Annotated in this window: 30 protein-coding genes, 1 tRNA gene and 1 pseudogene; 15 read left to right on the top strand and 17 right to left on the bottom strand. The window is 59.2% G+C overall.

The annotated features are described in order from the left end of the window. From Q0M74_RS04635 to Q0M74_RS04645, 3 genes are all read left to right on the top strand, one after another. A partial coding sequence (locus Q0M74_RS04635) for a Zn-binding domain-containing protein (protein WP_293951922.1) occupies positions 1-451 on the top strand: 451 nt, incomplete at its 5' end. A gap of 71 nt (positions 452-522) precedes the next feature. Beyond that, positions 523-990, top strand: a complete 468-nt coding sequence (locus tag Q0M74_RS04640; RefSeq protein WP_293951924.1) for a hypothetical protein — start codon at positions 523-525, stop codon at positions 988-990. Beyond that, positions 987-1,289 carry a transcriptional regulator gene (locus Q0M74_RS04645; RefSeq protein WP_293951926.1) on the top strand — a complete coding sequence of 101 codons (303 nt, stop codon included), beginning with the start codon at positions 987-989 and terminating at the stop codon, positions 1,287-1,289. The genes Q0M74_RS04640 and Q0M74_RS04645 overlap by 4 nt, the downstream gene beginning before the upstream one ends. A gap of 21 nt (positions 1,290-1,310) precedes the next feature. Here the strand turns inward: Q0M74_RS04645 and Q0M74_RS04650 are convergent, their stop codons facing one another. The 7 genes from Q0M74_RS04650 to ssd are packed head-to-tail and all read right to left on the bottom strand — an operon-like array spanning position 1,311 to position 5,899. Then, positions 1,311-1,667 carry an Rv3654c family TadE-like protein gene (locus tag Q0M74_RS04650; protein ID WP_293951928.1) on the bottom strand — a complete coding sequence of 119 codons (357 nt, stop codon included), beginning with the start codon at positions 1,665-1,667 and terminating at the stop codon, positions 1,311-1,313. Then, a complete protein-coding gene (locus Q0M74_RS04655) occupies positions 1,642-1,938 on the bottom strand; it encodes a hypothetical protein (RefSeq protein WP_293951981.1) in 297 nt (98 codons plus the stop codon). The genes Q0M74_RS04650 and Q0M74_RS04655 overlap by 26 nt, the downstream gene beginning before the upstream one ends. Positions 1,939-1,969: 31 nt before the next feature. Further along, positions 1,970-2,194 (bottom strand): DUF4244 domain-containing protein, encoded by a 225-nt coding sequence (locus Q0M74_RS04660; RefSeq protein WP_293951930.1) that lies wholly within the window; start codon positions 2,192-2,194, stop codon positions 1,970-1,972. Between the two features lie 54 nt (positions 2,195-2,248). Beyond that, complete coding sequence (locus Q0M74_RS04665; protein ID WP_293951932.1) at positions 2,249-2,881, bottom strand: type II secretion system F family protein; 633 nt, start codon at positions 2,879-2,881, stop codon at positions 2,249-2,251. After that, on the bottom strand, positions 2,878-3,663 hold the full coding sequence (locus Q0M74_RS04670; protein ID WP_293951934.1) for a type II secretion system F family protein: 786 nt from the start codon (positions 3,661-3,663) through the stop codon (positions 2,878-2,880). Before Q0M74_RS04670 ends, Q0M74_RS04665 begins: the two co-directional genes overlap by 4 nt. Next, positions 3,648-4,817 (bottom strand): TadA family conjugal transfer-associated ATPase, encoded by a 1,170-nt coding sequence (locus tag Q0M74_RS04675; RefSeq protein ID WP_293951936.1) that lies wholly within the window; start codon positions 4,815-4,817, stop codon positions 3,648-3,650. Before Q0M74_RS04675 ends, Q0M74_RS04670 begins: the two co-directional genes overlap by 16 nt. Before the next feature lie 2 nt (positions 4,818-4,819). Next, on the bottom strand, positions 4,820-5,899 hold the full coding sequence (gene ssd / locus Q0M74_RS04680; protein ID WP_293951939.1) for a septum site-determining protein Ssd: 1,080 nt from the start codon (positions 5,897-5,899) through the stop codon (positions 4,820-4,822). A gap of 568 nt (positions 5,900-6,467) precedes the next feature. Here ssd and Q0M74_RS04685 point away from each other — a divergent pair. The 3 genes from Q0M74_RS04685 to Q0M74_RS04695 all read left to right on the top strand — a co-directional run bounded on the left by Q0M74_RS04685 (position 6,468) and on the right by Q0M74_RS04695 (position 9,368). After that, positions 6,468-7,289, top strand: coding sequence for an HAD family hydrolase (locus Q0M74_RS04685; protein ID WP_293951984.1), 822 nt, complete (start codon positions 6,468-6,470; stop codon positions 7,287-7,289). A 280-nt stretch (positions 7,290-7,569) separates the two neighbouring features. Next, positions 7,570-8,118, top strand: coding sequence for a phage holin family protein (locus tag Q0M74_RS04690; protein ID WP_293951941.1), 549 nt, complete (start codon positions 7,570-7,572; stop codon positions 8,116-8,118). A 233-nt stretch (positions 8,119-8,351) separates the two neighbouring features. Further along, the gene (locus Q0M74_RS04695) at positions 8,352-9,368 is read left to right on the top strand and encodes an alpha/beta fold hydrolase (protein WP_293951943.1); all 1,017 of its coding nucleotides are present in this window, start codon (positions 8,352-8,354) and stop codon (positions 9,366-9,368) included. Positions 9,369-9,620: 252 nt separating this feature from the next. Here Q0M74_RS04695 and Q0M74_RS04700 read toward each other — a convergent pair whose 3' ends face one another. The 4 genes from Q0M74_RS04700 to nth form a co-directional block, all read right to left on the bottom strand. Continuing rightward, on the bottom strand, positions 9,621-10,817 hold the full coding sequence (locus tag Q0M74_RS04700) for a MarP family serine protease (protein WP_293951946.1): 1,197 nt from the start codon (positions 10,815-10,817) through the stop codon (positions 9,621-9,623). Positions 10,818-10,949: 132 nt separating this feature from the next. Then, complete coding sequence (locus Q0M74_RS04705) at positions 10,950-11,705, bottom strand: CoA pyrophosphatase (RefSeq protein ID WP_293951949.1); 756 nt, start codon at positions 11,703-11,705, stop codon at positions 10,950-10,952. Further along, positions 11,705-12,280: a TlpA disulfide reductase family protein gene (locus Q0M74_RS04710; RefSeq protein ID WP_293951952.1), complete on the bottom strand. Its 576-nt coding sequence runs from the start codon at positions 12,278-12,280 to the stop codon at positions 11,705-11,707. Before Q0M74_RS04710 ends, Q0M74_RS04705 begins: the two co-directional genes overlap by 1 nt. Next, positions 12,281-13,090, bottom strand: a complete 810-nt coding sequence (gene nth, locus Q0M74_RS04715; protein ID WP_293951955.1) for an endonuclease III — start codon at positions 13,088-13,090, stop codon at positions 12,281-12,283. 63 nt (positions 13,091-13,153) lie between these two features. Here nth and Q0M74_RS04720 point away from each other — a divergent pair, with 63 nt between their 5' ends. Next, complete coding sequence (locus Q0M74_RS04720; RefSeq protein ID WP_293951958.1) at positions 13,154-13,357, top strand: hypothetical protein; 204 nt, start codon at positions 13,154-13,156, stop codon at positions 13,355-13,357. A gap of 259 nt (positions 13,358-13,616) precedes the next feature. Continuing rightward, positions 13,617-14,300: a CRP-like cAMP-activated global transcriptional regulator GlxR gene (gene glxR / locus Q0M74_RS04725; protein WP_293951961.1), complete on the top strand. Its 684-nt coding sequence runs from the start codon at positions 13,617-13,619 to the stop codon at positions 14,298-14,300. A 188-nt stretch (positions 14,301-14,488) separates the two neighbouring features. Here glxR and Q0M74_RS04730 read toward each other — a convergent pair whose 3' ends face one another. The 4 genes from Q0M74_RS04730 to Q0M74_RS04745 form a co-directional block, all read right to left on the bottom strand. After that, positions 14,489-15,340, bottom strand: coding sequence for an MBL fold metallo-hydrolase (locus Q0M74_RS04730; RefSeq protein WP_293951963.1), 852 nt, complete (start codon positions 15,338-15,340; stop codon positions 14,489-14,491). A gap of 121 nt (positions 15,341-15,461) precedes the next feature. Then, positions 15,462-15,923, bottom strand: coding sequence for a RidA family protein (locus Q0M74_RS04735; RefSeq protein WP_293951964.1), 462 nt, complete (start codon positions 15,921-15,923; stop codon positions 15,462-15,464). A 5-nt stretch (positions 15,924-15,928) separates the two neighbouring features. Further along, on the bottom strand, positions 15,929-16,084 hold the full coding sequence (locus Q0M74_RS04740) for a DUF4177 domain-containing protein (RefSeq protein WP_006770232.1): 156 nt from the start codon (positions 16,082-16,084) through the stop codon (positions 15,929-15,931). Positions 16,085-16,241: 157 nt separating this feature from the next. Beyond that, positions 16,242-16,592, bottom strand: a complete 351-nt coding sequence (locus tag Q0M74_RS04745; protein ID WP_293951966.1) for a WhiB family transcriptional regulator — start codon at positions 16,590-16,592, stop codon at positions 16,242-16,244. A gap of 206 nt (positions 16,593-16,798) precedes the next feature. Between Q0M74_RS04745 and Q0M74_RS04750 the strand changes: the two genes are divergently transcribed. Then, positions 16,799-19,195, top strand: coding sequence for a transglycosylase domain-containing protein (locus tag Q0M74_RS04750; protein ID WP_293951968.1), 2,397 nt, complete (start codon positions 16,799-16,801; stop codon positions 19,193-19,195). A 15-nt stretch (positions 19,196-19,210) separates the two neighbouring features. Here the strand turns inward: Q0M74_RS04750 and Q0M74_RS04755 are convergent, their stop codons facing one another. Next, positions 19,211-19,678, bottom strand: a complete 468-nt coding sequence (locus Q0M74_RS04755) for a GatB/YqeY domain-containing protein (protein ID WP_293951970.1) — start codon at positions 19,676-19,678, stop codon at positions 19,211-19,213. Between the two features lie 36 nt (positions 19,679-19,714). On the opposite strand from Q0M74_RS04755, the gene Q0M74_RS04760 reads away from it, so the two are divergent. From Q0M74_RS04760 to Q0M74_RS04785, 6 genes are all read left to right on the top strand, one after another. Then, positions 19,715-20,635 carry a metallophosphoesterase gene (locus tag Q0M74_RS04760; protein WP_293951972.1) on the top strand — a complete coding sequence of 307 codons (921 nt, stop codon included), beginning with the start codon at positions 19,715-19,717 and terminating at the stop codon, positions 20,633-20,635. A gap of 140 nt (positions 20,636-20,775) precedes the next feature. After that, positions 20,776-20,852 (top strand) — tRNA-Pro (locus Q0M74_RS04765). 351 nt (positions 20,853-21,203) lie between these two features. Further along, complete coding sequence (locus Q0M74_RS04770; RefSeq protein WP_293951974.1) at positions 21,204-22,121, top strand: hypothetical protein; 918 nt, start codon at positions 21,204-21,206, stop codon at positions 22,119-22,121. Between the two features lie 76 nt (positions 22,122-22,197). Then, a complete protein-coding gene (locus tag Q0M74_RS04775) occupies positions 22,198-22,635 on the top strand; it encodes a hypothetical protein (RefSeq protein WP_293951976.1) in 438 nt (145 codons plus the stop codon). Positions 22,636-22,740: 105 nt separating this feature from the next. Then, positions 22,741-24,147, top strand: a complete 1,407-nt coding sequence (locus Q0M74_RS04780) for a cell wall metabolism sensor histidine kinase WalK (protein ID WP_293951987.1) — start codon at positions 22,741-22,743, stop codon at positions 24,145-24,147. A 13-nt stretch (positions 24,148-24,160) separates the two neighbouring features. Further along, the gene (locus Q0M74_RS04785) at positions 24,161-24,829 is read left to right on the top strand and encodes a response regulator transcription factor (protein WP_293951978.1); all 669 of its coding nucleotides are present in this window, start codon (positions 24,161-24,163) and stop codon (positions 24,827-24,829) included. Here the strand turns inward: Q0M74_RS04785 and Q0M74_RS04790 are convergent. Beyond that, positions 24,821-25,693, bottom strand: a pseudogene (locus Q0M74_RS04790) (YhgE/Pip domain-containing protein); the annotation flags it as partial. The gene Q0M74_RS04785 and the pseudogene Q0M74_RS04790 overlap by 9 nt on opposite strands.

Here is a 25,693-nt window from a genome sequence, read left to right on the forward strand (position 1 = left end):
GTTGTTTCTCCCTCCTCAGAAGCTCGCCACCCGTGCTGTGGCTTATACAATTGACCCCTTGGCTTTGTCGGCCATGGGTATTGCTGCGGCGGATGTCCCGGGCGCATTACATGCTGCCGAACATGCGGCCATTGGCATGTTGCCGCTGTTGGCCACCTGTGATCGTTGGGATATTGGTGGTGTGTCCACGGCGTTGCATGGGGATACGGGGCTGCCGACGGTGTTTGTTTATGACGGTATGGAGGGTGGTGCTGGTTTTTCAGATTGTGGTTTTCATCGTTTCGCTGAGTGGATGGAGGCCACTTTTGAGGCGGTGCGGAGCTGTTCCTGTGAGTCTGGTTGTCCAGGTTGTGTGCAGTCGCCGAAGTGTGGAAATGGCAATAATCCGCTGGATAAGACGGGTGCGGTCAAGCTGCTGGGTGCGTTGGTGGCCTTGCTTCAGGGTCATTAACCCTTGACTTTGCGGCACCTACTTTCTAGACTGGAAAGTACTTTCTTATCAACCCTTGGGAGGTTGTCATCATGAGCACCGCACATTCACCTCAGTCCACACCCCGCCCGACTCCCCAGGCTGCACAGGATCTGCTCAACCGGGCCGATAAGCTTCAGCATTCCGTGGCTGGTTTCTCCATCAGCTGGCTTGGCTTCTTCGGCATCTGCACCGGTGGCGCCCTCTATGCTCTCGCAGCAGCTGCCTGGGAGGCTGCCGGCTTCTCCCATCTGATCCTGCTGGCCACCGCCCTTGTCTGGATCGCCTGTTCTGTCATCTTCATCATCGTCGTCTCCCTGCGTGCCAAGACCGCACCCCGCGGCTTTGCCAAACGTTGGATCGTCATGATGGGACTGTGGGTCCTGTTGTGGGTGGCCACCTTCTTCCTGGCCCCTGATTTCACTGCGCTGCAGGCAGCCGGCATGACCCTGGTCTTCCTCCTCACCGCTCTGGCAGGCCCCACCTGGGAGCTGATCAGCATGGGAAAGGGCCGGAAATGACCACCCCTTCTCATCCGCGGATGAATCTGAATGCAGCATTCAACAATCCGCTGCGTTTCTCCCTCATGGCGGCTTTGTCCGGTGCAGAATCCCTGACCTTCAAATACGCCAGGGACTTCCTGGACACCACAGATTCCACCTTGTCCAAGCACATCTCCGCACTGGAGGAGCTGGGTTATATCCAGGTGACCAAGGCTTTCGCTGGGAAGTTTCCGCAGACCAGCATGAAACTCAGTCAGGAGGGACAACGCGCCTGGGGTGAGCACCTGGAGGTTCTGAAAACCATCGCGCAGTCCTGAAGCCTTCCCATATCATCATCATCACATCGGCCCGGCCCTGGCCTGGGCAGTGCTGCCCCGCACGGTGGCTTCCACGATCACGTCCTCACCACTGATGGTGCAGGCCCTGATCGTGGCGTCATTAAGTTCGGCTACATACCTGGCTGTGACACACGCGGTGTCAGAGCCTTCCCCGAGGGTGAAGCGATAGGCTGCTGCAACTGCCGCCAGGTCTGCAGCCCTTTGTGCCTGCGCGCCTGCCACAAGGGCTCCGACATGCCAGGCGATGATCCCACAGAGCAGGACCATCACCGCCGCAAAACCGGCGGCCGCCACCGTGGCATGACCACTGTCCTCATCGACCACGCAGCGATTAGTTCTCCACGGGGAAGATGGCATCCGCACTCACCTCCCCGATGGTCACGGGAACGGAGGCTGTGGCGGTGATCAGGCCAGAGTTTTCCACAATGGTGACACTGCCCCGTGGTGGCTCATAGGGTTGACCGATAGCATGTGCCCGGGCTGCGGCACCAGCAATATCAGTGGCCGCCACATAGGACACCAGGGTGGCCAGCACACCCACAATCAGTGCGCTGACCACCACCAGGGAGGTCAAGGCCAGAGCAGCTTCGATGGTGACGGAGCCGTCATCATTGCCAAGCTGCCTCAGCAGCTTTCTCCCCTCAGCCTGGCGGTCGACCTTAAGGTCGGGCGCTGAGTGCATCGGCGATGATGTCTTCAAAGGCATCGGCCACAGCTCCGCTATTGACCACGGTGTACAACACGACTGCCAGTGCCGCTGCAGCCAATGTGCCCAGGGCGTATTCCACGGTGGTCAGGCCGTCGTCATTGCGCAGCACCGCAATATAACGGGCTACCCGGCGGTTGTTGAAGATGGTTGTTTTCTCGGTCAGTTTAGTGGTCATTGTCTTCTCCTTGTTGGGTATTTTCATTGAGTGAAAAACTGTTAAAGATATCTATTACAGGTGTCCCAGTACCTTCATCCCCAGTCCCAGCACCACGGGTGCCAGGCCGAGGATCATGAAGGCCGGGAGGAAACAGGTGGCCAGTGGTAGAGCGATATACACCCCTGCCCGTTCCGCAGCTGCGGTGCGGTGATCAGCTGCTGTGGCGCTGAGCGATTCAGCAATCCGGCGGCATCCCTGCCCCAGGGCGCCACCTGAGCGGTGGGAGACCTCCACCAGGTGTGCCACGTCGCCCAGGCCTTCGACATCCGCCATGAAGGAGAATGCCCGCTCTGGACTGACCCCGATGGTCAGCAGCGCCATGGCCTGTTCCCACCTGTCCTGGTGCTCTGGATGTGCCACGCGGGCCACCACACCGGTGGCATCGCGGATACTTAAACCAGATTCCAGACATGCGGCAAACAGATCGATATCAGCTGCTGTTTCCAGCGGATCACCACCACCTGTCCCACCGCCGCCCGGGGTAAGAGGCAGTTTCTCCAGCCATGCATTCAGGCCAGGTCCTGCCCGGATGCGTTTTTCTCCCGGCTGTCCTGCCTCCACACCGCCATACGCACCGGTGCGTTGAGCAGGTGTGGGCAGGGTGGTCCACAATCCCAACACCAGGACCAGACAGGCGATGATCATGATGGATTCGCCCCTTCTAAAATCTTCTGTGTCATCACAAAGCCCCCGGCCACCAAGCTCACGCCCACCACCAGGAGCAGACCACCGAGGCCTCCCCCGGTGAGGAAACCAAGGGGATCAGCTCCCATGACGGTTCCCATGAGAATGCCGGCCAGAGGTAGGAGCGCCAGGATCACGGCGGTGGCCTGTGGTCCCTGTAGTTGGGCGCTCGTCGCCTGGCGGTGCCGTTGTCGGGCATCGATCCGTGTCCGCATCTGTTCCAGCAGCCTGACCAGGGGGATCCCATGTTTTTCTGAGGTCTCCCACAGGGTGCCTAGGCGTTGGAGGTCAGCGATGGGGGCGTCGATAAGTACTGCCTGTCCACTGCCACCGGACCGTGCCCGGCGCGCTGCGGTCTGCAGTGTGTCGGTGATGCCTCCGGCAGGTGGTGTTCCGGCAAGTGCGTGGTCCATGGCTTCTGTCATGGGGGCACCTGCCCGCAGGGTGCTGATGCAGAGGCCGAGGAAGTTTCCGAGTGTGGCAGCTTGTTGCTGTGTGGCGCGCGCGTTGTGTAGGCGTTGGATGCGCCAGGTGATCACGACTGCGCCGATCAGGATGGAGATCACGGTGGCTGGGTCCACGCCGGTGGCGATGAAGCCGCCGGTGAGCAGTGGGAATCCACTCATGATCAGTACTGGTGACAGCACCTGGCTTGGTCGCGTGCGGGTCTCAGTCCGTGCGGTCACCGGCCTTCCCCCGGAGAGAAACAGGCCGGCGGACAGAAAGATCAACAGGGAAGCCATGAGGCCACCTCGCTCTGGGGATCAAGAAGTCCTTCATCCATGTCCCACACCACGTGTGCTTGAACGGGGTTGCCGCGGAGTTCGCCCAGTTGGCTGAGCCGGCGGCCCTGTGCGGTGTGTTTCATCACGATCACCACGTCAACGGCTGCTGCTAGCTGGGAGTGCAGCGCATCCCTGTCTAGTCCGCCCCGGGCGGCAAGTGCCTCCATGCGGGCTGGGACCTCCCTGATGGAATTGGCGTGGATGGTGCCGGCTCCGCCGTCATGGCCGGTGTTTAACGCAGCTAGGAGGTCCACCACCTCAGCTCCGCGGATCTCCCCGACCACGATTCGGTCCGGGCGCATACGTAGGGATTGTTTGAGCAGGTCAGCCATGGTGATTTCCCCGGCGCCCTCAACATTGGCGTCCCGGGAGATCAGGTTCACGGTGCCCGGGTGGTTGGGGTGTAGTTCTGCGGTGTCCTCAATGCAGATGATGCGTTGATCAGGAGGAACCTCGCTCAGCATCGCGGAGAGCATCGTGGTTTTACCCGAACCTGTTCCACCCACCACCAGGAAGGCACGTCTGTGTCTGATGATCTGTTGCAACACCCCGGCGATCTCTGCGGTCATGGTTCCACGTGAAACCAGGTCAGGCAGGCTCAGCTTCGCCTGGCGCAGCACCCGCAGGCTGATGCAGGTTCCTGATTCCGCCAGAGGTGCCAGGACCGCATGGAAACGGATGAGACTGCCGTCATCTCTGATGAGTCGGCCATCAGCAAAGGGTTCGGCGTCATCCAACCGCCTGCCGCACTGCAAGGCTAAGCGCGTTGCTAATCGACGTACCGCCTCATCCCCCACCCCGAGATCCAGTTCAACCTGTTCCAGGCCCTGCCCCCGGTCAATCCACACGCTCTCTGAACCGTTGACCAGCACATCTGTCACACCCGTTAACGCCAGGATTCCCTCCAGTGGCCCCACACCGACAGATTCACTGCGTAACCTGCGCAGGACTTCAATGACATCTTCATCACTGATCACCCCGGCCTGTTCACGGATGATCCTGACCACTTCCCCGGAAGCCACCTGCTCCGACATCCCGGCCAGCACCCGTTGCACCTTCTCGATCAACAGTCCCTGCACATCAGGGCGCAAATCAGAAACAGTGCCAGTCACCGTCACACACCTGCCCCGAGTTCAGCGGAGATGGCTTCCGCCACGGCCACCAGCGCTTTGGGCAGTGGTTCAATCAGACCGTGCATCTCCACTGCGCGTGGCAATCTGCTGATGGTCCCGACCTCAGCAATCACTGGGGCGCCGATGATGTTTTCCACCTCAGCCACATCCAGCCCGGACCATCCGCGGTGTCTCAACACCACTGACACCGGCACCTGATGTCGCTGTAGTTCCAGGCGTTGGGAGACCGCAGCCGCCACCGCGCGCACCTCGGCAGACACCACCAGGACCAGGTGGTCCAGCACCGGCACCACCTCATCAGCAATGTCACCGGCCCGTAGGTCAACCACCACATCCAGTGGTTCATCCGCAGCGGCCAGACAGGCCACCGCCGCTGTCACATCACCAGCGCCCAGGGCAAAGAAGTCTAAGGCAGCGGATCGCGCAGCGGATAATAAGAAGAGTTTTTCCCCCGTCACCGGCAGGGCCGCCAGTACATCCTCGGCCTGCACCGTCCCACGGGTGAAACCCAGATCAGGCCAGCGCGCTCCCGGTGTATCCTCGAGGCCCAACAGCAGGTCAAGACCACCGGATGAGGCAACAGCATCAATGAGCACGGTCCGATTTTTCCTGGTACGTCGTCGTGCCAGGGCCGCCGCGATCGTACTCACCCCGACACCACCGGCAGCACCCAGCACACCGATGGTGGAACCAGGGTGGCGTCGAGAAGCAGTCTGCGTGCCGTCCTCACGCCCCAGGGCGGTGAGAAGTTCCCCTGTGTGCGCAGGCAGCAGCAGTGCCTGTTCCGCATGGATGTCCATGGCCAGTTTGAAATCCGGGGGCCCGGGATCAGAGGCCAAGAGGAAGATCCGGTCGCGGCGTCGATCATTGGTGATTGTGGTGGCAATTTCCCCATCCACGAGTACCGCCGAGACCCTGTTGAGGTGCCGGTTGATATCGCCGGGGTCCGTGGAGTCCACGATGGGCCTGCCGGTGGCTGCCGCGATGTGCATGGCTTCCGGGTGGAGGACCGGATCATCCACGGCCACCAGGATGGCTTTGGTTCTCTGTGAAGCGTTCATGCCCCACACTGTGCGCGCTACCCTGACACCTGCTCAAGGCTATGCATCAGCGCCTGTGGATAACCCCAGATTTTGTTGACACCACCCCAATACCTTGTGGAATTTCTTCCCGCATATCCCACACGGCCAGCACCCCTGCAGACGCCTGGAAAAGAATTCTGCAATCAAGGGAACCTTTTGGCGTCCTGCGCAGTCTTATAAGAATAAGGGACGGCCCGCGCCTCGGGGGGGGTGTGCGCGGGCCGTCGGTAACCCGACCTACGGGGGGGGTGTGGTCGGGGCAGGCCGCACGGTATATCGGGGCCTTGCACCTGAAATTATGGCACAAGAAGCCGGACATGACAATAAACACCCGATAACTTTTTCGAATCCAGGATTAGCACAAGTGAGCGCAAAATGTAGCACAGATGCAATCCACGAATAGTCACCACATAAGTAACTCTCACCACACCAGTCACATAAGTTTCGTTCCCGGGCTTCAAAACCGGGCAAAACTCGCTAGACTACCCTTGTGAACAACCCAGATTTCTCCCCACAGGGTGTCCCGCAGGACAGCCCGCAGGGCCACCTGAACCAGGGAGATCCCCGCAGGGCCACACCTGGCAAGGTGGCGGCCTTCTTTGATCTGGACAAGACCATCATCGCCATGAGCTCCACCTACGCCTATGGCCGGGAGTTCATGAACAGCGGACTGATCTCACCGGTGGAGGCACTGCAACTCTCACTTGCCCAGGCCACCTACATGTTGGCCGGGCACACCAGCGAGCAGATGGACAACACCCGTGACCAGCTCACCGCCATGGTCAGTGGGTGGGATGTCCAGCAGGTCCGTTCCATCGCCGAGGAAACCATGCACACCGTGGTCACCCCGACCATCTATGCCGAAGCCCGGGAACTCATCGAACACCACCAAGAACTGGGCCACGATGTCATCATCATCTCCGCATCGGTCAAGGAGCTGGTGGAACCGATCGCCAAGGAGCTCGGTGTGGATCACACCGTCAACACCATCCTGGAATCCATTGATGGCCGCTACACCGGCGAGGTGCTCTTCTACTGCAAGGGCGATGCCAAGCGCGAGGCCATTTTCCAGATGGCCAGGACCCACGGTTATGACCTCGACCGCAGCTACGCCTATTCCGATGCCTTCACCGATGTCCCCATGTTGGAGACCGTGGGCAACCCGGTGGCCGTCAACCCTGACCGGGCGTTGAAGAAGACCGCCTTGGAGCGCGGCTGGAAGATGTTGAGTTTCAAAAATCCGGAGCCACTCTTCCAACTCCCCAGCTCCCGTGATGTCGGTATCGGCACCGGTGTGGTCGCCGGCCTGGCCGCGGTGGCCGCCGGTGGAATCTGGTGGATGAAACGCACCCGCCGCGGCACGGCCTAAAAGCCCCACCGCTTGTGATCCACACACCCCCTGCCCAGTGCCTCACCCCGAGACTGGGGTCAGAGTTGGGGGCATGCTTTGGTGATGCCGGGCACGAGATACCTCTATCATGTACTTCAGCGCCCAAATAAACGGTGGAGTGCCGATGCCTTGGCAACAATTGCACAACATTCCCCCTGCTTATCGCCAGGCAACTTCACCTGAAATGGAAATTCGTGGCACGATTGGGAACTAAGAACGCATAAGATGTACGCCTTTAAACCACTGGAGGAGCTTCCACGTGAGCAACAACGATGGCCTTTTTACTGATGGCAGCAACGCATTCACCCCGAAGGTGAACGCCATTCCCCTCAGCGACGTCGACACCAGCGTCAATGGTGAAGCGTCAATCGGCACGCTGATCTCTAACGCAACCTCCCAGATGTCCAGCCTTTTCCGGGCTGAGGTTGAATTAGCCAAGACCGAGCTGGCTGGCGAAGCGAAGAAGGCCGCCATTGGCGGTGGAGCATTCGGTGTCGCGGGTGTCATTGCCCTCTACAGCTCCTTCTTTTTCTTCTTCTTCGTCGCCATGCTGCTGGACCTCTGGTTGCAGACCTGGGCTGCCTTCCTGATCGTCTTCCTCGTCATGATCGTGCTTGCCGCGGTCCTGGCACTCTTTGGTTGGAAGAAGGTCAAGAAGATGGGTGCACCGGAGAATACGATCCAATCGGTCAATGAACTGAAGAACCTGGTCCCCGGCCAGGCTGCAGTCAACCTTGAGCGTTCCAACAAGCGTGGCCTGTACACCGCTGGTTTCCACGGCCCCGGTGCTGTGACCCCGAAGCGCTAAAGCTTTAAAGGACTCCGCCCTGGTTTCCCCTCCCCCAGGAAGTCTCCTTCGCCCACCGCCCCACGGCACGCCCCTCACCCCCTAACAACCGCCCTAAGCGGCACAAAGGGGTGGGTGTCGCGGGGCGGTAGCTATTTTTTTCAAGCACCCCCGCGCTTTCCCCCTATGATCCCCTCAACAACCGGCCGCGGCGGCGTCGCAACGCATGCTGAAAACCCCAGAGGAACCCCGGAATGACCACCACCACGCTGATCAGGCGTCTGAGCACCTCATGGAAGCAGTGGTTCACCCTGCTCAACAAGCGACGTTCCATGTCACGCACTGTCGCATCCATTGAGCGTTCCCCCACCGTGGTGGCCTTGGATGGCCCCTATTCCCATGACAACATCTATGTCCGTGGTGTCCGGTTGCACACGGCGGTGGCTGGTTCCCCGGCCGATCCCCTGGTTCTGCTCCTCCACGGGGCTTTCGGTGGCTGGTTCGACTACAAAGACGTCATCGCCCCCCTGGCTGCCCAGGGCTTCCATGTGGCCGCCGTGGACATGCGTGGCTATGGCATGTCCGACAAACCACCCAGTGGTTATGGGCTCAGGCGTGCCGCAGGTGACATCAACGGTGTCATCGCCGCCCTCGGGCATGATTCCGCCTTGCTGGTGGGAACAGACACCGGCGGCAGTGTCGCCTGGACCGTCTCCACCATGTATCCAGAACGGGTCTCCGGAGTGGTCTCCTTAGGCACAATCCATCCGGTGGATCTGCGCCGGGCGATCCGTCGCAAGCCCTATCTCTTCGGCCCCCTCATCAAGCGGATCGGCCTGTTCAATCTACCCCTGCTGGCCCTGCGTGGACTCCGCCCGGTGATCACACGGGCAGCCCGCAGAGAAGTGGTGGCCAGCACCACCCCCTCCTACCAACGCAGCAACGCCTTCCAGGACGCGATAAAACTGCGCCAGAAGGCCCTGTCGATCGATCACACCTTCGCACCCATAGTGCGCACCAACCGGCTCCTCATCGCCGCCCTGCCCAACAAGACGGACACACAGACGACACGCTGCCCCGTGTGGCTGCTGCACCAGCCCAATGGCCGCGCCAACCATCATCTGGCACGTATGGCACGCACCCGCACCACAGGCACCTTCACCGTGGTATCCGTCTCCGGGGCGACGGAGTTGTTCTTCCTCGAGGATCCCGAACGCTTCGTGGAGATCCTCACCGGATTCGCACGCTCCACCGACAACTCCGCAAACTAAGCTCACCCAGTAATACTTCTTCAGGTAGGTGCCCTGTAGAGAATGGCTCGACTCACACCAAGATCTTGAGCAAAAGCGACCTTCAACTCCCCTGCCGCTACACGGGTGCGGGCTTATTCCACATCTTCCGGGATTAAGACGTGTCCACCCGGTATGACGTTGCCGTCCGTTTCGAAGCCACCGTCCGGGTCGCAAATATCGATCAGCGGCTCAAACGACTTTCATAACAGGACCTGACCCAAGACAGCTGCCTTAAGACACCGCGCACTGCATGGTGTTCACCGGAGTGCTGAGACGCTGGATATCGCCGATACGCCCCTTGACCTCCTCGGCGGTCAAGGCATAGCCGGTGTCAGTACCGTCAATGGCGGCACCAAAGACCACACCGGACACCGCGCCATCTGAGTTGACCATGGGGCCCCCGGAGTTACCGGAACGGATATTACCGCGCACGGAGTAGGCTTCGCGCTCATGTTGACCGGAGGCGTAGATGTTACTGCCGGTGATCATGATGCGTTCGCGGATACGCGCCGGGGAGGCGTCGAAAGGCCCGGACAGTGGGAAGCCCATGACGATGGCATCATCACCGGTGCTCAGAGGTGTTTCTGCCCAGGGCAGGGGGTCCAGGCCCAGGCCAGGGCTGTAGAGCACGGCGATGTCCACGTCTGGGTCGTAGAAGACGACCTCAGCCTCATGCACACCGATCATGGTGTCCAGGCTGACAGTGTCGGTTCCGGCCACCACGTGGGCGTTGGTGATCACATAGTCAGGTGCGGCAACGAAGCCGGATCCCATGAGGCGTCGGCTGCATTCACCGGCATTACCCATCACGTTGATCACAGAGGGACGTAGGTTTTCCACCAGTTCCACGTTGGACACGTTGATGTTGGGGGCGTCCACTTCCCGGATGGGGCGGTTGTCAAAGGGGGAGATCAGCGGTGGCAGGCCACTCTCGGTGAGCATCGCGGCGATCTTGGAGGGCAGTGTATCCAGGCCACGTGGGGTGTGATCATCCACAAAGGCCAGGATGCGGGATTCCCTGATGCTGGAGGAAACGGAGCCCGGCATACCTGTGGCCAGGGGGATGGCTACCAGCCATAACACGATCAGTGTGGCCAGGCCCTGGAAGACGGCGCCGATCGCGGAGTCCAGGATGCGTGAGCTGCGGAATCTGATCCGGTCACGGATGGCATGGCCTAAGTGTGCGCCGATGAGGTTGCCCACACCGATGAGCAGCACCACCGTGCCGATCGCCAGCAGAAACCTCAAGGCTGTGGAGTCAGTCAGTCGCATCACAAAGGGTGCTGCGGCCGCGCCGACGACAAGGCCGGCCACCACGCCCACGGTAGACAACAGGGACGTGAAAGCGCCCTGGCGCCATCCGCCCCACAATGCGAACACCAGGATGAGGAGGATGATCGCATCGACTACCAGACTCGAACTCAACAATTTCTAAGTTGCTCTACTCTTTTCGCAACCCGTGTGACTTCCCCTCGAACAGGGCACCCCCACGGACCTTAAGGGACAAGTTAACGATTCAGAGTTTAGGGCACTGCACACCCCTGTCCTAACGGGCGCCGCTCACCGCAGCCGCTCGTTGTTGCGGGATCTGGCCAACGTATCTTCCAGGCCATACACCCGGTCCACATCCCATTCATGTGCCCAACCGGCTTGTTCAATGATCACGTTGAGTAAGCCGCCGGTAAATCCCCAGATCACATAATCAGAGACCCGGAAGGCGGGTCCTGTCCAGTCCCGCCAGCCAACGGTCAGCCGGTTGGCGGGATCAATCAGGTCATAGAGCGGGGCGTGAAAAACCTCATCGGCCTCATCGGGACTAACCACAGCCACCGGCGACGGGCTGTGCCAGTGCCCCAACACTGGGAAGACGGGATAACCGGTGGCACGGATGTGGACTTCCTCCAGCTGCGCCAGTGGGGTCGCGGTGCGACGGTCCAGGCCGGTCTCCTCCCAGGCCTCACGGAAGGCACAATCCACGGCGTTGATGTCCTCCGGATCAATCCGACCTCCGGGGAAGGCGATCTGACCGGAGTGGGAACGCATCGTCGGCGAGCGGTGGGTCAACAGCACGGAAGCATCATTGGGCAGGTCGAAGGAGGTCTCTGAACCGGCAAAGAGCATGAGCACCGCAGCCTGTTTCTCCGCATAGGTGGTTCCCGTCCCCTCAGAGCCAGCCAGGGGATTGTGCAGATGCCCATCGGCAATGCGGTTCATCAATCGGTGCATCCACACCGGTGCTTTGTCCGGCGAGAGCTCAACATTGTGCCCCGGAAAATCATGGGGTAGATCAGGGAAGAGATGATTGGGATGCATCATCACAGCACCTCCCCCACGGCAGTCTCCAGATCCTCAACACTGTCAAAAGTACGCGGGAAAGTTCCGATCAACTCACCGTCCGGGTCAATCACCACGGTGATCGGCACGACCGCCGGCAACCCAAGCGTGCCGGCGAAGAGATTGCCCTCATCCTGATAACTGGCCAGCTCAATACCCAGATCATCGAGCATGGCAGCACCATTGGAACCATTTTGGTCCGCGTGCACACCCACCACATTCAACTCCGGGTGGGCAGCTGCGAACTCATCAAACACAGGCAGTTCCGTACGGCACGGCTCGCACCACCAGGCCCACACATTAACCACCGTAGCCAGGTCATTGCCCTGCCCGGTCTCCCCGCCCAGACATGGCAGCTCAATCCCGGCAGCGCCTTCTGCCTGGCAATCCGGGCGCTGTGCCACCACAGCGCTTGTCGACACCTCCCCACTCACATCCCCGGGCATGTCAGTCGGCTCGCCCTCACCGGGGGCGGACAGCAGACGTGGGATCACCGCGACCAGCACCGCCAGAATCACAACCATGCCCACGAGGGACCACTTAGCGCTCGTTGTCATCTACTCAATACCTGCCATTTTCAGCAGGTGCTCCCTGTCATCACTCTTAATAAGCTTCTGGGCCTCCATCGGGTCAGCAGGCCCCTCCACACCAAAGGAGGGACAGTCCGCTGCCAGCATGCAGGCTCCACAGGCGGCACGCCTGCTATGACATATCCTACGTCCGTGGAAGATCAGACGGTGAGAGAACATGGTCCACTCAGGCTTTTCAATCAACGCCCCGATCGCATGCTCCACCTGCACGGGATCCGTCAGCTCCGTTAGCCCCATCCTGCGCACCAGACGCCCAAAGTGAGTATCCACCGTGATTCCAGGAACATCAAAGGCATTACCTAAGACAACATTGGCAGTTTTGCGCCCCACCCCAGGCAGATCAACCAACTCTTCCAGGGTGTCAGGCACCTCCCCACCATGACGGGTCACCAACGCCTCCCCCAACCCGATCAAAGAGTTGGCCTTGTTGCGGTAGAAACCGGTGGGCCTGACAAACTCCTCCATCTCCGCCCGGTTCGCATTGGCATAGTCCAAGGCCGTGGGATAGCGCTCAAAGAGCGCCGGGGTAACCTGATTGACACGCACATCGGTGCATTGCGCCGACAAAATCGTAGCGACGGTCAATTCCAGGGCAGTGGTGAAATCCAATTCGCAATGGGCGTCCGGGTACGCCAGGGTGAGTGTCCGGTTGATGCGTCGGGCCCGCCGTTTACGCCCGATATCCGTCTCACCACCGGTGTTGGCGATGTGTGAACCCACGCGTGGGCGCTTCTTCGAGGTTATTGATCCCAGTGGTTGAGCATTAGTTCCAGCCATGAATCCAGACTGCCAGACCCCTCGGGTAGGTGCGAAAAGGATTCCTCACTAGACTAATATCCCATGACTGGTCTTCTCGTAGTGCTCATCCCGCTCCTGCTGCTGTTTTTCATGTTTGCCATGCAGAGCATCGAGTCCTCTCTGTTGAGCACCCCGGACTCCCCAGTTGAGCTTACCCACGGCACACCTACGGAAACCGCCGGGAATCCCCTTCCGAATGAGTCCGCTCTGGAAAGTGCTACCCAATCAAATGCCCAGGCGGCTTAATAAGATAAACTGTGAGAAATCGCACCATCTATTGAGTTATACTGTCATGTTTCTGTGAATATCAGTTCTTCACCTTTTCGACTGTGACAATTCTTGCAATTCAACTACCATGGTGACGAATCGCATAGTAGAGTGGTCTTTGACACATTAAAGATACCTCCCGCTAGGTATCGTCCGGAGTTCTACTTACCCCCAGACACTCAGTGTCGCCACTCATCCGGACTCAAAACAACATATGTGCAGATGAAGGAGAAAAGTAGTGGAAGGTGTGCAGGAAATCCTGTCCCGCGCCGGAATTTTCCAGGGCGTGGATCCAACAGCAGTCAACAACCTTATCCAGGACATGGAGACCGTACGTTTCCCACGTGGCGCCACCATCTTCGATGAGGGCGAACCCGGTGATCGTCTCTACATCATCACCTCAGGCAAGGTGAAGCTGGCACGTCACGCAAATGACGGCCGTGAAAACCTGCTGACCATCATGGGCCCTTCCGACATGTTCGGCGAGCTGTCCATCTTCGACCCCGGCCCACGCACCTCCTCCGCGGTGTGCGTCACCGAGGTCCATGCAGCAACAATGAACTCCGAGATGCTGCGCAACTGGGTGTCTGATCACCCGGCCATCGCCGAGCAGCTCCTGCGCGTTCTGGCACGTCGCCTGCGTCGTACCAACGCATCACTTGCGGACCTCATCTTCACCGATGTCCCGGGCCGCGTTGCCAAGACCCTGCTGCAGCTGGCCAACCGCTTCGGCACCCAGGAAGCCGGCGCTCTGCGCGTCAACCACGACCTCACCCAGGAAGAGATCGCCCAGCTGGTCGGTGCTTCCCGTGAGACCGTGAACAAGGCCCTAGCCACCTTCGCCCACCGTGGCTGGATCCGCCTTGAGGGCAAATCCGTCCTCATCGTGGACACCGAGCACCTGGCACGTCGCGCACGCTAAACCCTTCCCAAGGAACGGCAACACAGCCGCATCAGTTTTCCTCCAAAGAGGAGAAGTTGATGCGGTTTTTGTCATTCCGGGCTGGTCCGGCGGAGGGGCAGATTTCAGGACAGAGAAAAACCGCCTGCACCCCTCTCAGACAAGGGACATCAGGCGGTTTCAGGTGAAGAACTGGTTAAGAAGGTAGCTTAAGCCTTCGAGGTTTCTGCTGAGGAACCATTATCAGCGGCTTCGTGGGCCAGGAGATAACGGATAGCCACATGGGTGGACTGTTCCGCAGCACCACGCAGGACTGGATCCACGTCATCGTAGATGGCGTCGATGAGGTCCTTGGTGGAGATGTCGCGGCCCTGGGTGGCCCAGACCTCGCGGATCTGCTCTAGGCGTTGTTCGCGGCGCTCAATGTATTTACGGGCGAACCAGGACACGTCCTGACCATCCGGGCCGTGGCCGGGAAGCAGTGGGATGTTCTTGCCACGTTCCTCGAGAATGGCCAGTGACTCCAGGTAATCACCGAGGTCACCATCTGTTTCTGAAATCATGGTGGTGTGGCGGCCGGCGATGGTGTCACCGGTGATGATGCCTTCCAGGGTGGACTCATGGGGAGTGCCACTCCAGATGAAATAGGACACCGAATCACGGGTATGTCCTGGGGTGGCCACGACCTCGATCTGTGGGGTCACCCCATCAATGGTGATGATCTCCCCATCAACCACTTCTTCTGCCCGTGAGCAGTAGCTGGGGTCAAAGGCGCGGATGGGTGCACCGGTCAGCTGACGGAAGCGGGTGGCTCCATCAGCGTGATCATGGTGGCGGTGGGTCAGTAGAATCAGACCTACCTCATCGGCTTTTGCGTGGAGGACGTTGAGGTGACCTTCATCTTCAGGGCCCGGGTCGATGACGATACTCCGGGAATCCTCGGACGCGCGGATAACCCACGAGTTGGTGCCCTCCAACGAGCTGTAGCCGGGGTTAGGGCACAGAACAACAGATGCCGACGGGGTAACCGGTCGCAGTTGGCTGTAAGCAGGATGCTCCATATGGATCAGCTTAGCGGTCATTGAGTCTTTCGTGGAACCGGGGAGTAAACACTTCTCCCCATTGCGGACAAATCAAGAGCCGGAGGCAGTGACCGCCTCCGGCTATAAGGGAAAAGAGATTCTATTCAGCGATCTCGACGATGACTTCAATCTCAACAGGTGAATTGAGTGGAAGTTCAGATACACCCACTGCTGAACGGGCATGGGCACCGGCATCACCGAATACCTCCCCGATCAGGTTGGAGGCACCGTTGACCACGGCTGGCTGTCCACTGAAGCCCTCAGCAGAGGAAACGAAGCCCACGATCTTCAAAACGCGGGTGACCTTATCAATACCCACCAGGGCATCGATGGCGGCAAGCGCGTTGAGTACGGCGGTGCGGGCATAATCAGCAGCATTTTCTGGGCTGACCTCGGCACCGACCTTACCGGTGGCGGCCAAGGAGCCGTCAATCATCGGGAGCTGGCCGGAGGTCCATACCTGGTTTCCGACCTTGACTGCTGGAACATAGGCAGCAAGTGGAGCGACAACAGACGGCAGCGTGATGCCCAGTTCCTTCAGGCGTTCGGAGTGTGTTGCCATACGTTCTATGCCACCTCGCGCTTCATGTAGGCGACGAGGTTCTCCGGATTCATGCCGGGCATGACGGTAACGAGCTCCCAGCCATCTTCACCCCAGGTGTCCAGGATCTGCTTGGTTGCGTGAGTAATCAGTGGCACGGTGGCGTATTCCCATTTAGTCATGGAATTCATCCTACCGGGGTATCAACGAAGACTGGTGTGGGTTCCCCCCCCCCTGAAGCCCCACCATCCATCAGTGGGCCGAGGGAGTAATAAACGCCTCAGGTGCAGCGGATGAGAGAGAGCATTCTCTCCATCCCTGATTACCGTGAGGCGCGCTTTAGATACCTACGAGGTCGCCGCCCTCGGCGAGGTACTCGCCCCAGTTGGTGATGTGGGGATTGTTACGAAGCAGTGCACGGCGCTGACGTTCCGTCAGTCCGCCCCAGACGCCGAACTCAACCTTGTTATCCAGAGCATCGGCCACACACTGCATGGCTACCGGGCAGTGCCGGCAGATTGATGCTGCGCGACGCTGGGCCGCCCCACGGACGAAGAGTGCATCCGGATCGCCATTGCGACACTTAGCCTGAGTAACCCATTCTCCGCGTTCGCTCGAATCCATCTTTGCAGCAGCAACGTGCTCCCGGGCGAACGGGTTGTTGCGCTGTTCACGGATGACGGATGTCATGACTCGCTCCTTAGCTGAGACCGCATAAACCATTACATTAGTTAGTGTAGTCACACGTCATTTTACCTGTCGAATGCATCACACCAATGGGGGCGATCCTAGGGACACCCTTGAAAGTGACTCAAGTGACCAATGTGTCATGGGGGAGTGATTTGACAGCGAAGTCCCAGGTTCGCGAAATTGGCTTCAATCGCTAGGCTATTAGGGTGTCCATCGCAAAGTCCCTGACGAAGCTCCTGGCATCCACCGTCGCCATTGGTGTACTTGGCGCGCTCGCGCTCGTACCCATCGCAAGTATCTCTGGGGTCGCTGTTGCGCGCACCAACGATACGATGCAGACGAATCTGGCCGATCTTGAAGACGGCCGGGGTCCCGGCGTCACCACGATCACGGATGCCAATGATCAACCGATCGCCTATCTGTACGCCCAACGGCGTTTTGAGGTGACCGGTGATGAAATCTCCCAACCCATGAAAGATGCCATTGTTTCCATTGAGGACAGGCGCTTTTATGAACATGACGGTGTTGACCTCCAGGGCTTTGGCCGTGCCATGCTCACCAACCTGGCGGCAGGTGGCGTGCAGCAAGGCGCGTCCACCATCAACCAGCAGTATGTGAAGAACTTCCTCCTGCTGGTTGAAGCTGCTGATGAGGAGGAACAGGCCGCGGCTGTGGAAACCTCCATCCCGCGTAAGCTGCGCGAAATGCGCATGGCATCCGACCTGGATGACAAGCTGAGCAAGGATGAGATCCTCACCCGCTACCTCAACGTGGTGCCGTTTGGTAACGGTGCCTATGGCGTCGAGGCCGCAGCGCGCACCTACTTTGACAGCTCCGCTGCAGAGCTCACCATTCCGCAGTCTGCGATGCTCGCTGGAATCGTACAGTCCTCTTCCTATCTGAACCCGTACACCAATCATGATGCGGTATTTGAACGCCGTAACACCGTGTTGGATGCCATGGCCTCCACCGGTGCCATCACCGCAGAGGAAGCCACAACCTACCAGCAGGATTCCCTCGGCGTGCTGGAAAGCCCCCAGGGCCTGGCCAATGGTTGCATCGGTGCCGGCGACCGTGGTTTCTTCTGTGACTACGCACTTGAGTACCTGGCGGAGCAGGGCATCACCCCGGAGATGTTGACCCGGGATGCCTACACCATCAAGCTCACTCTGGATCCTGAGGTTCAGGACGCCACCCGTGCCGCTGTGTCAGCCCACACTGATCCAACTGCCCCTGGTGTCGCCGAGGTGGTCAATGTGATTGAGCCTGGAACCACCACCCGTGACATCCTTGCGATCACCTCCTCCCGCAACTACGGTCTGGATCTGGATGCTGGCGAAACCATGCTCCCCCAGGCAACATCGCGTGTGGGCAATGGCGCAGGTTCGATCTTCAAGATCTTCACCGCCGCCGCAGCAATTGACCAGGGCATGGGCCTGGAGACCATACTGGATGTTCCGGTTCGCTATGAGGCCAAGGGCATGGGCACCGGTGGCGCTGCCAACTGCCCTGCCAATACCTACTGTGTGGAAAACGCCGGTACCTACAAGTCCCAGATGACCCTGCAGGAAGCTCTCGCGCACTCCCCCAACACCACCTTCATCCAGATGATTGAGAAGGTCGGCGTGGATAAGGTTGTTGATCTCTCCGTGAAGCTGGGTCTACGCAGCTACACCGAGGAGGGCAGCTTCGATGGCACCTCCTCCATCGCGGACTACATGAAGGATCACAACCTGGGTTCCTACACACTGGGTCCAACCTCAGTGAACCCACTGGAACTGTCCAATGTTGCAGCCACCATCGCCTCCGGTGGCATGTGGTGTGAACCGAATCCGATCGTCTCTGTTCATGACCGTGAGGGCAATGAGGTCTACATCGACCGCCCGGAATGTGAACGTGCCGTGGCTGAGAAGACTGCCAATGCACTGACCGTGGGCATGAGCGAGGACACCACCGAAGGTACCGCCCGCGGCGCAGCCAGCATGTACGGATGGACCAAGCCGATCGCTGCCAAGACCGGCACCACCGAATCCAACCAGTCCTCATCATTCATGGGATTCAACAACAACTTCGCCGCGGCACCGTACATCTACAACGACGGCACCACCACAACCCCACTGTGCAGCGGCCCGGTCCGCCAGTGTGGCAGCGGTAATCTCTTCGGCGGTAATGAACCGGCACAGACCTGGTTCTCCATCGCTACCAATGTTCCGGAAGCACAGGCCGGCACCATCCCGGATAACTCCAATGCCTACAAGCTGGGTGAAACCGGCGCGCTCCTCAACCGTCTGCGCGGCATGACCCAGGCTGCTGCCAAGAAGGAAGTGGAGTCCGAGGATTACAAGGTCACCACCCGCACCGTTTCCGGTACGGGTCGCCCACGCGGCACCGTGGTCACGGCGCGCCCTGAGGGCGGTGTGCTTAACGACGGCGGCACTGTCATCCTCGACATCTCCGATGGATCATCCCCCGCCCCAGCACCATCTGATGATGAGGACGATGCCCCACCGGCACGTGCCACAGCCAGCCCCCCGGCTGCCCCGGATGTCCAGGACGGAGTGGACGCCATCAATGACGCCATCCGCCAGTTCCTCGGAAACTAGGACATTCTAGAAAAACTATGAGGAAATACGGCTCTTCACTGCGGTGGAGAGTCGTTTTCCATCTACACGGCCAGCAGCCTTGGCGGTGGCAGCCTTCATGACCTGCCCCATCTGCCTCATGCTGACCTCTTCACCGGTCTGCTCAGCGATCTCAGCCATGCTGGTGTCGATAAGCTCATTCAGCTCCTCATCGGTGAGCTGGACGGGCTGATAAGCCTCCAGGATTGAAGCCTCGGTCAGCTCAATGTCAGCCAGCTCCTGGCGGTCATTCGCGGCATAAACCTCAGCTGACTCGCGGCGCTTCTTGATCTCGCGGGCAATGACCTTGAGCACGTCCTCATCAGTCAGTTCATGCTTGGTTCCGGAGGTTTCCTCCTGGGTCAGGGCAGACAGCAACATGCGCAGCGTGCCGGTCTTGGCCTTGTCACGGGCTTTCATGGATGTGGTCAGATCTTCGCGAAGTTTCGCCTTAAGGTCACTCATGTTTTCCCAATGTACTCCCCGGGTAGGGTGAATAACGTGTCGACAAACGTTAAAACTCTCGCATTGACCGCCGGTGGCATCCTCGGAACCAGCCTGGGACTCGGCTTAGGCCTGGCTGCCTGGGGTTATTCTGAGCTGGACAAATTTCAGCTCAAAACCCACACCCTGCCACTTTTGGAACCCGGCACCCTCCGTGGCAAGGAAGAATTCCGCATCCTCCATGTCTCCGATCTCCACATGATCCCCGGCCAGGACACCAAGAAGGACTGGGTTTCTGCCCTGGACTCCCTCAACCCGGACCTGGTGATCAACACCGGCGACAACTTGAGCGACGAGAAGGCTGTCCCCGATGTTCTGCAGGCACTGGAACCCCTGCTCAACCGACCTGGCATGTTTGTCTTCGGCACCAATGACTACTGGGGACCACGTCTGGTCAACCCCTTCAAATACCTCTTGCGAATGAAGCGCAAACCCAGCTACGTGGACCTTCCCTGGCAGGGCATGCGTGCCGCCTTCATCGAACGCGGCTGGCAGGACGCCAACCAGAAACGCCTGGAATTCCAGGTAGGCAAGGTCCGCCTCGCAGCAGCAGGCGTGGACGATCCCCACCACAACCTCGATGACTACTCCGAGATCGCTGGTGCCCCCAACGCGGATGCTGACCTCTCCATCGCGCTGCTCCACTCCCCAGAACCACGGGTGCTTTCACAGTTTGAGGCCGATGGCTACCAGCTCTCCCTTTCCGGACACACCCACGGCGGCCAGATCTGTCTCCCCGGTGAAAAAGCCATCGTGACCAACGCCGGCATCGACCGCACACGCGCCTCCGGCCTGCACAAATTCGGCTCCATGTGGATGCACGTTTCCAACGGCCTGGGCACCTCCAAGTTCGCACCCGTTCGCATCTTCTGCCGACCCAGCGCCACCCTGCTGAAAATCACCGAACGCGAGGGTTGATCTGGTCGCTCGAGTCTTGCGGGATCCTCGCTGATTCGCACGCACTTGCGCTCTCCTTTCCGTGACTAATTAACTCTTTAACCCACTGAGCTGGCGTTTTGGCCCATGCAAATCTGGGTACTACAGTGGGAAAAGCACCACGGGATATGGCGCAGCTTGGTAGCGCACCTCGTTCGGGACGAGGGGGTCGCAGGTTCAAATCCTGTTATCCCGACCAGTGAAAACAGCTCTCTAATCTTCAAAAATAAGGTTAGAGAGCTTTTTGCTTTCCCGCCTTCTGGCTGATCCACCGGGCATGCATATCCGTACCAACTTGCTTCCCGAGCTGACCGTTCCAAGTTGAAGTTCCTACGGTGATGATTCCTCGCCACCGACTGCATCTCCACAAGTAGAAGATGAAAGTTCTCTCATCCAGGTTTCACAGTGGCTTCATGCAGGTCCTCCATCATGAAATGTGGAAGCAGCATCAATGATGAGAGAAGTGGCAGTTGTGAACGGGAGAGAGAAAACCTCAGGAGCCAGGTCCCGGTACCTTGCAGCAGGGATCGTGCTGTGTGTGGTGCTGACGATGGCTTTCTTGTCATTCTCACTCAAGGCGGTGCTGGTCTCGCAGGTGAATCAGGCGGCAGAAAGGGATCTGCAGGAGGTTGCCAGTGGGTTCGCAACGCATGTGTACAACATTGCTTATGACAATGCGTTGAGCGATGTGACCCCAGAGGAGGTTTTGCGGAGTTTCATTGACCGTCATCCCGTGGATCCGAATGTCACGCTCCTCGGGGTCACCCCGGATCTCATCATCCAGACAGAACATGCCGCTCGGAAACTTCATGCTGGTGATGAACTGATCAGCAAGGTCGGCGGCCAGGAAAAAGTGGGGGTGGTGGATAAGCTCGATGGGCCAACCTACTGGGCAACTGTCGATATCACTGATGCCTCATCCACACTGCTCATCGTGCGTTTTACCGGTGCTGACCGGGCCCGGGTCGGGGAGATAGTCCAGCTGTTGACCTACCTTGCCGGGACAGGGGCCATTGCGGCGTGGGCTCTGTGGTGGGCATTCAGACTCCGAGAGGACAGTGAGGAAACAAACGCTGTGTTCTTCCGTCGTATCGATGCTGCTGAGTTGGCCCTGGATCTGGAAGGAAGAACCGGCCTGCAGTTGAGTACACCGGTGGCAGCCGGTATCTGGGTGAAGGCCGATGTGGATGCTCTAGCCACCGCATTGGAGGCCCTCGCCCACCGGATCGATGCCACGGAGTTGGGAGCCAATATCCACAGCACCACCGTCACACTGTGGGTGCGTAATCCCACCACCCAGTGGGAGCGGTCAGTCTTGAACACGCTTTTTGAGCCTGTAGAGATGTCAGCGGTCAGAGAAAGCACCGCCCTTCATCATGGAGCTGCTTGGGCGGAATCAACACAGTCTGCAGGCACCATCATCGGCATTGATATCCCGACGGTCTCTGCGCTGAGCAGCATTTTCTAGGTGAGAAAAAGTTTCATCTTCAATTCATCTTCGTAGTTCAAAATAGTGTTAATAGGAAAAATACAAGGAGAACACCATGAATGCTCTACCAAGGTTCGCACCCGTCATTGCGATTCTGGCGTTGCTGGTTCTGGTTGCCATCGGTGGCAGTGCGCTGGCAAATAACACGTCCACGCCGAAGGTTGATGCAGAGACCGCCACGGTCCAGATGTATAACGGTGATCCCCAGACAGCTGGTGCTGCCACAACGGACCGGGAAGCAGACAGAGAAAAAAATCGCGAAACTAACCGCGAATCAGCAACCAGTGAGTCCAACTCCGCCGCCCCACCATCACCGGCACAGGACCCTGCCCCACCATCACTCCCAGCCCAGGCTCCAGCTCCTGCCCCTGCACCAGCGCCAGCCCCTGCCCCTCAGGTACCACTGAACTATCAGTACTGGGACGACGATTGGGACGACGATGACGATGACGACTGGGACGATGACGATGACGATGATTGGGACGATGACTAGAAACACTAACTAGGATCATTCTCCGTGCCTCAATCCCCTAGGCTGAGCAGCCTTAAACGCCTGCGCGATTCGCCAGCCTCCCTGCGCTGGCGGATCGTTTTCTGGATGACTGCGGTTGTCTTCATCACGCTGACCAGTGTCGTGGTGATCACCCGTTCCGTGTTGCTCTCTGATGTCACTGATGCTGCCAATGCAGCAGTTGAGCAGGAGATAGGCGAGTTTCGTCGTTTCGCTGATGAGGGTACTGATCCCACCACGGCGGAGCCCTTTGATTCCCCGCAACGGCTGATTGAGGTGTACCTCTCCCGGCAGATCCCGGATGATAATGAAGCCATCGTGGGTATCTTCTCCGGACAGTTGATCCAGGTGGATTTCTCCCAACTCAGCGGGCCTCATCCTGAGCCATTGACGTATAACGAACCCCTCATCCATGAGGTCCTCGGTGCAACCGCCCATGCAGGTGTCTTTGATGATCCTGTCCGTGGGAAGGCCTATTGGGGCCGGGTGGCCTTTGAAACAGCTCCCGGAACCACGGACGGGCATTTCATCGTCACCTATTTCACGGAACCGGGTGAGGCTGCGGTGAAGGAACAGGTCAGGATCCTGTCCTTGGTGGGCGCCGGTGGTGTGCTGGCCTCTGTGTTGATCGCGTGGCTGATTGCCGGGCAGGTCATCGCCCCGATCAGGCGGGTGAGCAGGGTGGCGGCAAAGATCTCGAATTCTGACCTGACCCGGCGCGTGCCGGTGGAAGGCAATGATGAAATCGCACAGCTGGCCAGCACTTTCAATGACATGTTGGATCGTCTGGAGATGGCGTATAACGATCAGCGTCAGTTTGTTGATGATGCAGGTCATGAGCTTCGTACCCCCATCACGGTGGTGCGTGGGCAGTTGGAGTTGTTGGAGACTTCCCCACCGGAGGAGCGGGCGCGGTCGATTGCGCTGGCTACTACGGAGTTGGATCGGATGGCGCGGATGGTCAATGATTTGTTGACCTTGGCGGTGGCGGATTCCGGCGAGTTCCTGCGCAGTGCTCCTACTGATGTCACGGAGTTGACCATTGATATTGAGGGTAAGGCGCGCACCATCAATGATCGGGTGATGTTGGTGGATGCGGCCGAAGGCACGGTGGTGCTGGATGAGCAGCGGGTCACGGAGGCGATCCTGGAGCTCTATGGCAATGCGTTGCGGTATTCGGAGGGGCCGGTGGCGATCGGCTCGGATTTCCAGGGAACAGGCGCAAAGCGGGTGTTTCGGATCTGGGTGCGCGATAATGGTCCGGGTATTGAAAAGGATGCGCAGGAGGCTCTGTTCAGCAGGTTCTCCCGCGGTAAGCAGGCAGATTCTCAGAACCCGAACCGTCCCAAGGGTGCGGGTCTGGGCTTGTCGATTGTGAAGGTCATTGGCGATGCCCATGGTGGGCGCGCCTATGTGGAGTCCACGGTGGGGTTGGGGTCGATTTTCGGTCTGGAGATCCCCGCACCTGAAGAAGAACATACAGAAAATACTTAAGGAGTAGATGGCCATGGAGCGGATTCTTATCGCGGAGGATGATGATGGCATTGCGGACTTCATCAGGCGTGGCCTGGTCCAGGAGGGTTTTGAGTGCGAGGTGGCTATCTCTGGTGCCGCTGCCTTTGCGCGTGCCCACAGTGGTGATTTTGATCTGATGATCTTGGATCTCGGCCTGCCGCATATGGACGGTGCTGATGTGTTGGAGCAGCTCCGCATATTAAAGGTATCGCTGCCGATCATCGTGCTCACCGCGCGCACTAATATTGAGGATCGCATCCGTTCGCTGGAGGGCGGGGCGGATGATTATATGCCTAAGCCTTTCCAGTTCGCGGAGTTGTTGGCGCGTGTGAAGTTGCGTCTGGCCAGCCGGTCCCCCACCGCGAAGCTTGATGATGCCCGCCTGCTCAAGCATGGGTCCTTGGAGCTGGACCTGCGTACCCAGAAGGTGCTCATCGAGGACAAATGGCGTGATCTTTCCCGCCGTGAGGTGGATCTGCTGGAGACGCTGATGCGTCATCCGGGTCAGATTCTCTCCCGTTCCCAGTTGCTGAACATGGTGTGGGATATGAGTTTTGATCCCGGGTCCAATGTGGTGGATGTGTACATCCGGGCGCTGCGTAAGAAGATCGGGGCAGAGCGGGTGGAGACGGTCCGCGGCTCCGGGTACCGCTTACTCTGACTCCACCAGTTCCGCAGCCTCCACAGCAACAGGCTGTGGCTTCAACCGCCACAGTGTCATTCCGCCGATGATGCTCAGGCCACCTAGTACGGCCACGGCCATCCAGATGGCTTCGGCCGCACCGCTGTTGCCCAGGGCAGTCAGGGCGAAGGTGGGGTAATGCAGCGGCATGAGTCCTACGATGACACGCCAGATGGTGTCGATCTCCGATACGGCCGTCACGTTCCACACGTGGGCCACCACTGCCACCTGGGCGATCCAGCCGATGACGGCGGCCACCACAGCCCCGGTGATACCAAAGGTACGCATCATCACGCGGGTGATCACGGCGGCAGCGACGGTGGCCAGCAGCAGCACGGCCACGGCGGAGATCAGGGTAGCGGTGCCCATGCCGAGAGCAACGGTGAACAGCGCGATGCCACCCATCGCGGTGATGCCCAGGAGAACAAAGGACACCAAGAGCTGATTACGCAAGGTGGCCCAGCCGATGGCCGCACCGGCCAGCATCACCAGGGTGGAGATCAAGAAGGCATACATCGGTGGCAGGCTCGCGCCACCGCCCTCCTCAGCAGAGGCTGTCAAACCCACCCCACTGGCAGGTGCCTGGGGAGCAGGCAGTGCCCGTTGGATGGCGCTGGTCTTTTCCTGGTTGAGGGTGGCCATGGCATCAATACGGCCGGCACCTTCATCAAGGGCGGTGAAACCTGCCACGGCCTCACCCACACCATTTTCCAATTCTGTCAGGCCAGCAGCCAGTTCGGAGGCACCGTTGGTGGCGGTGTAAATGCCATCGTGATAGCCATAACCCGGTACCGCCAGCTGATTGGCCAGGTCACGGGTACCGGCACGCAGCTCATTGAGTTT

Origin of the sequence: uncultured Corynebacterium sp. (assembly GCF_945649885.1) — a bacterium.
GTDB lineage: Bacteria > Actinomycetota > Actinomycetes > Mycobacteriales > Mycobacteriaceae > Corynebacterium.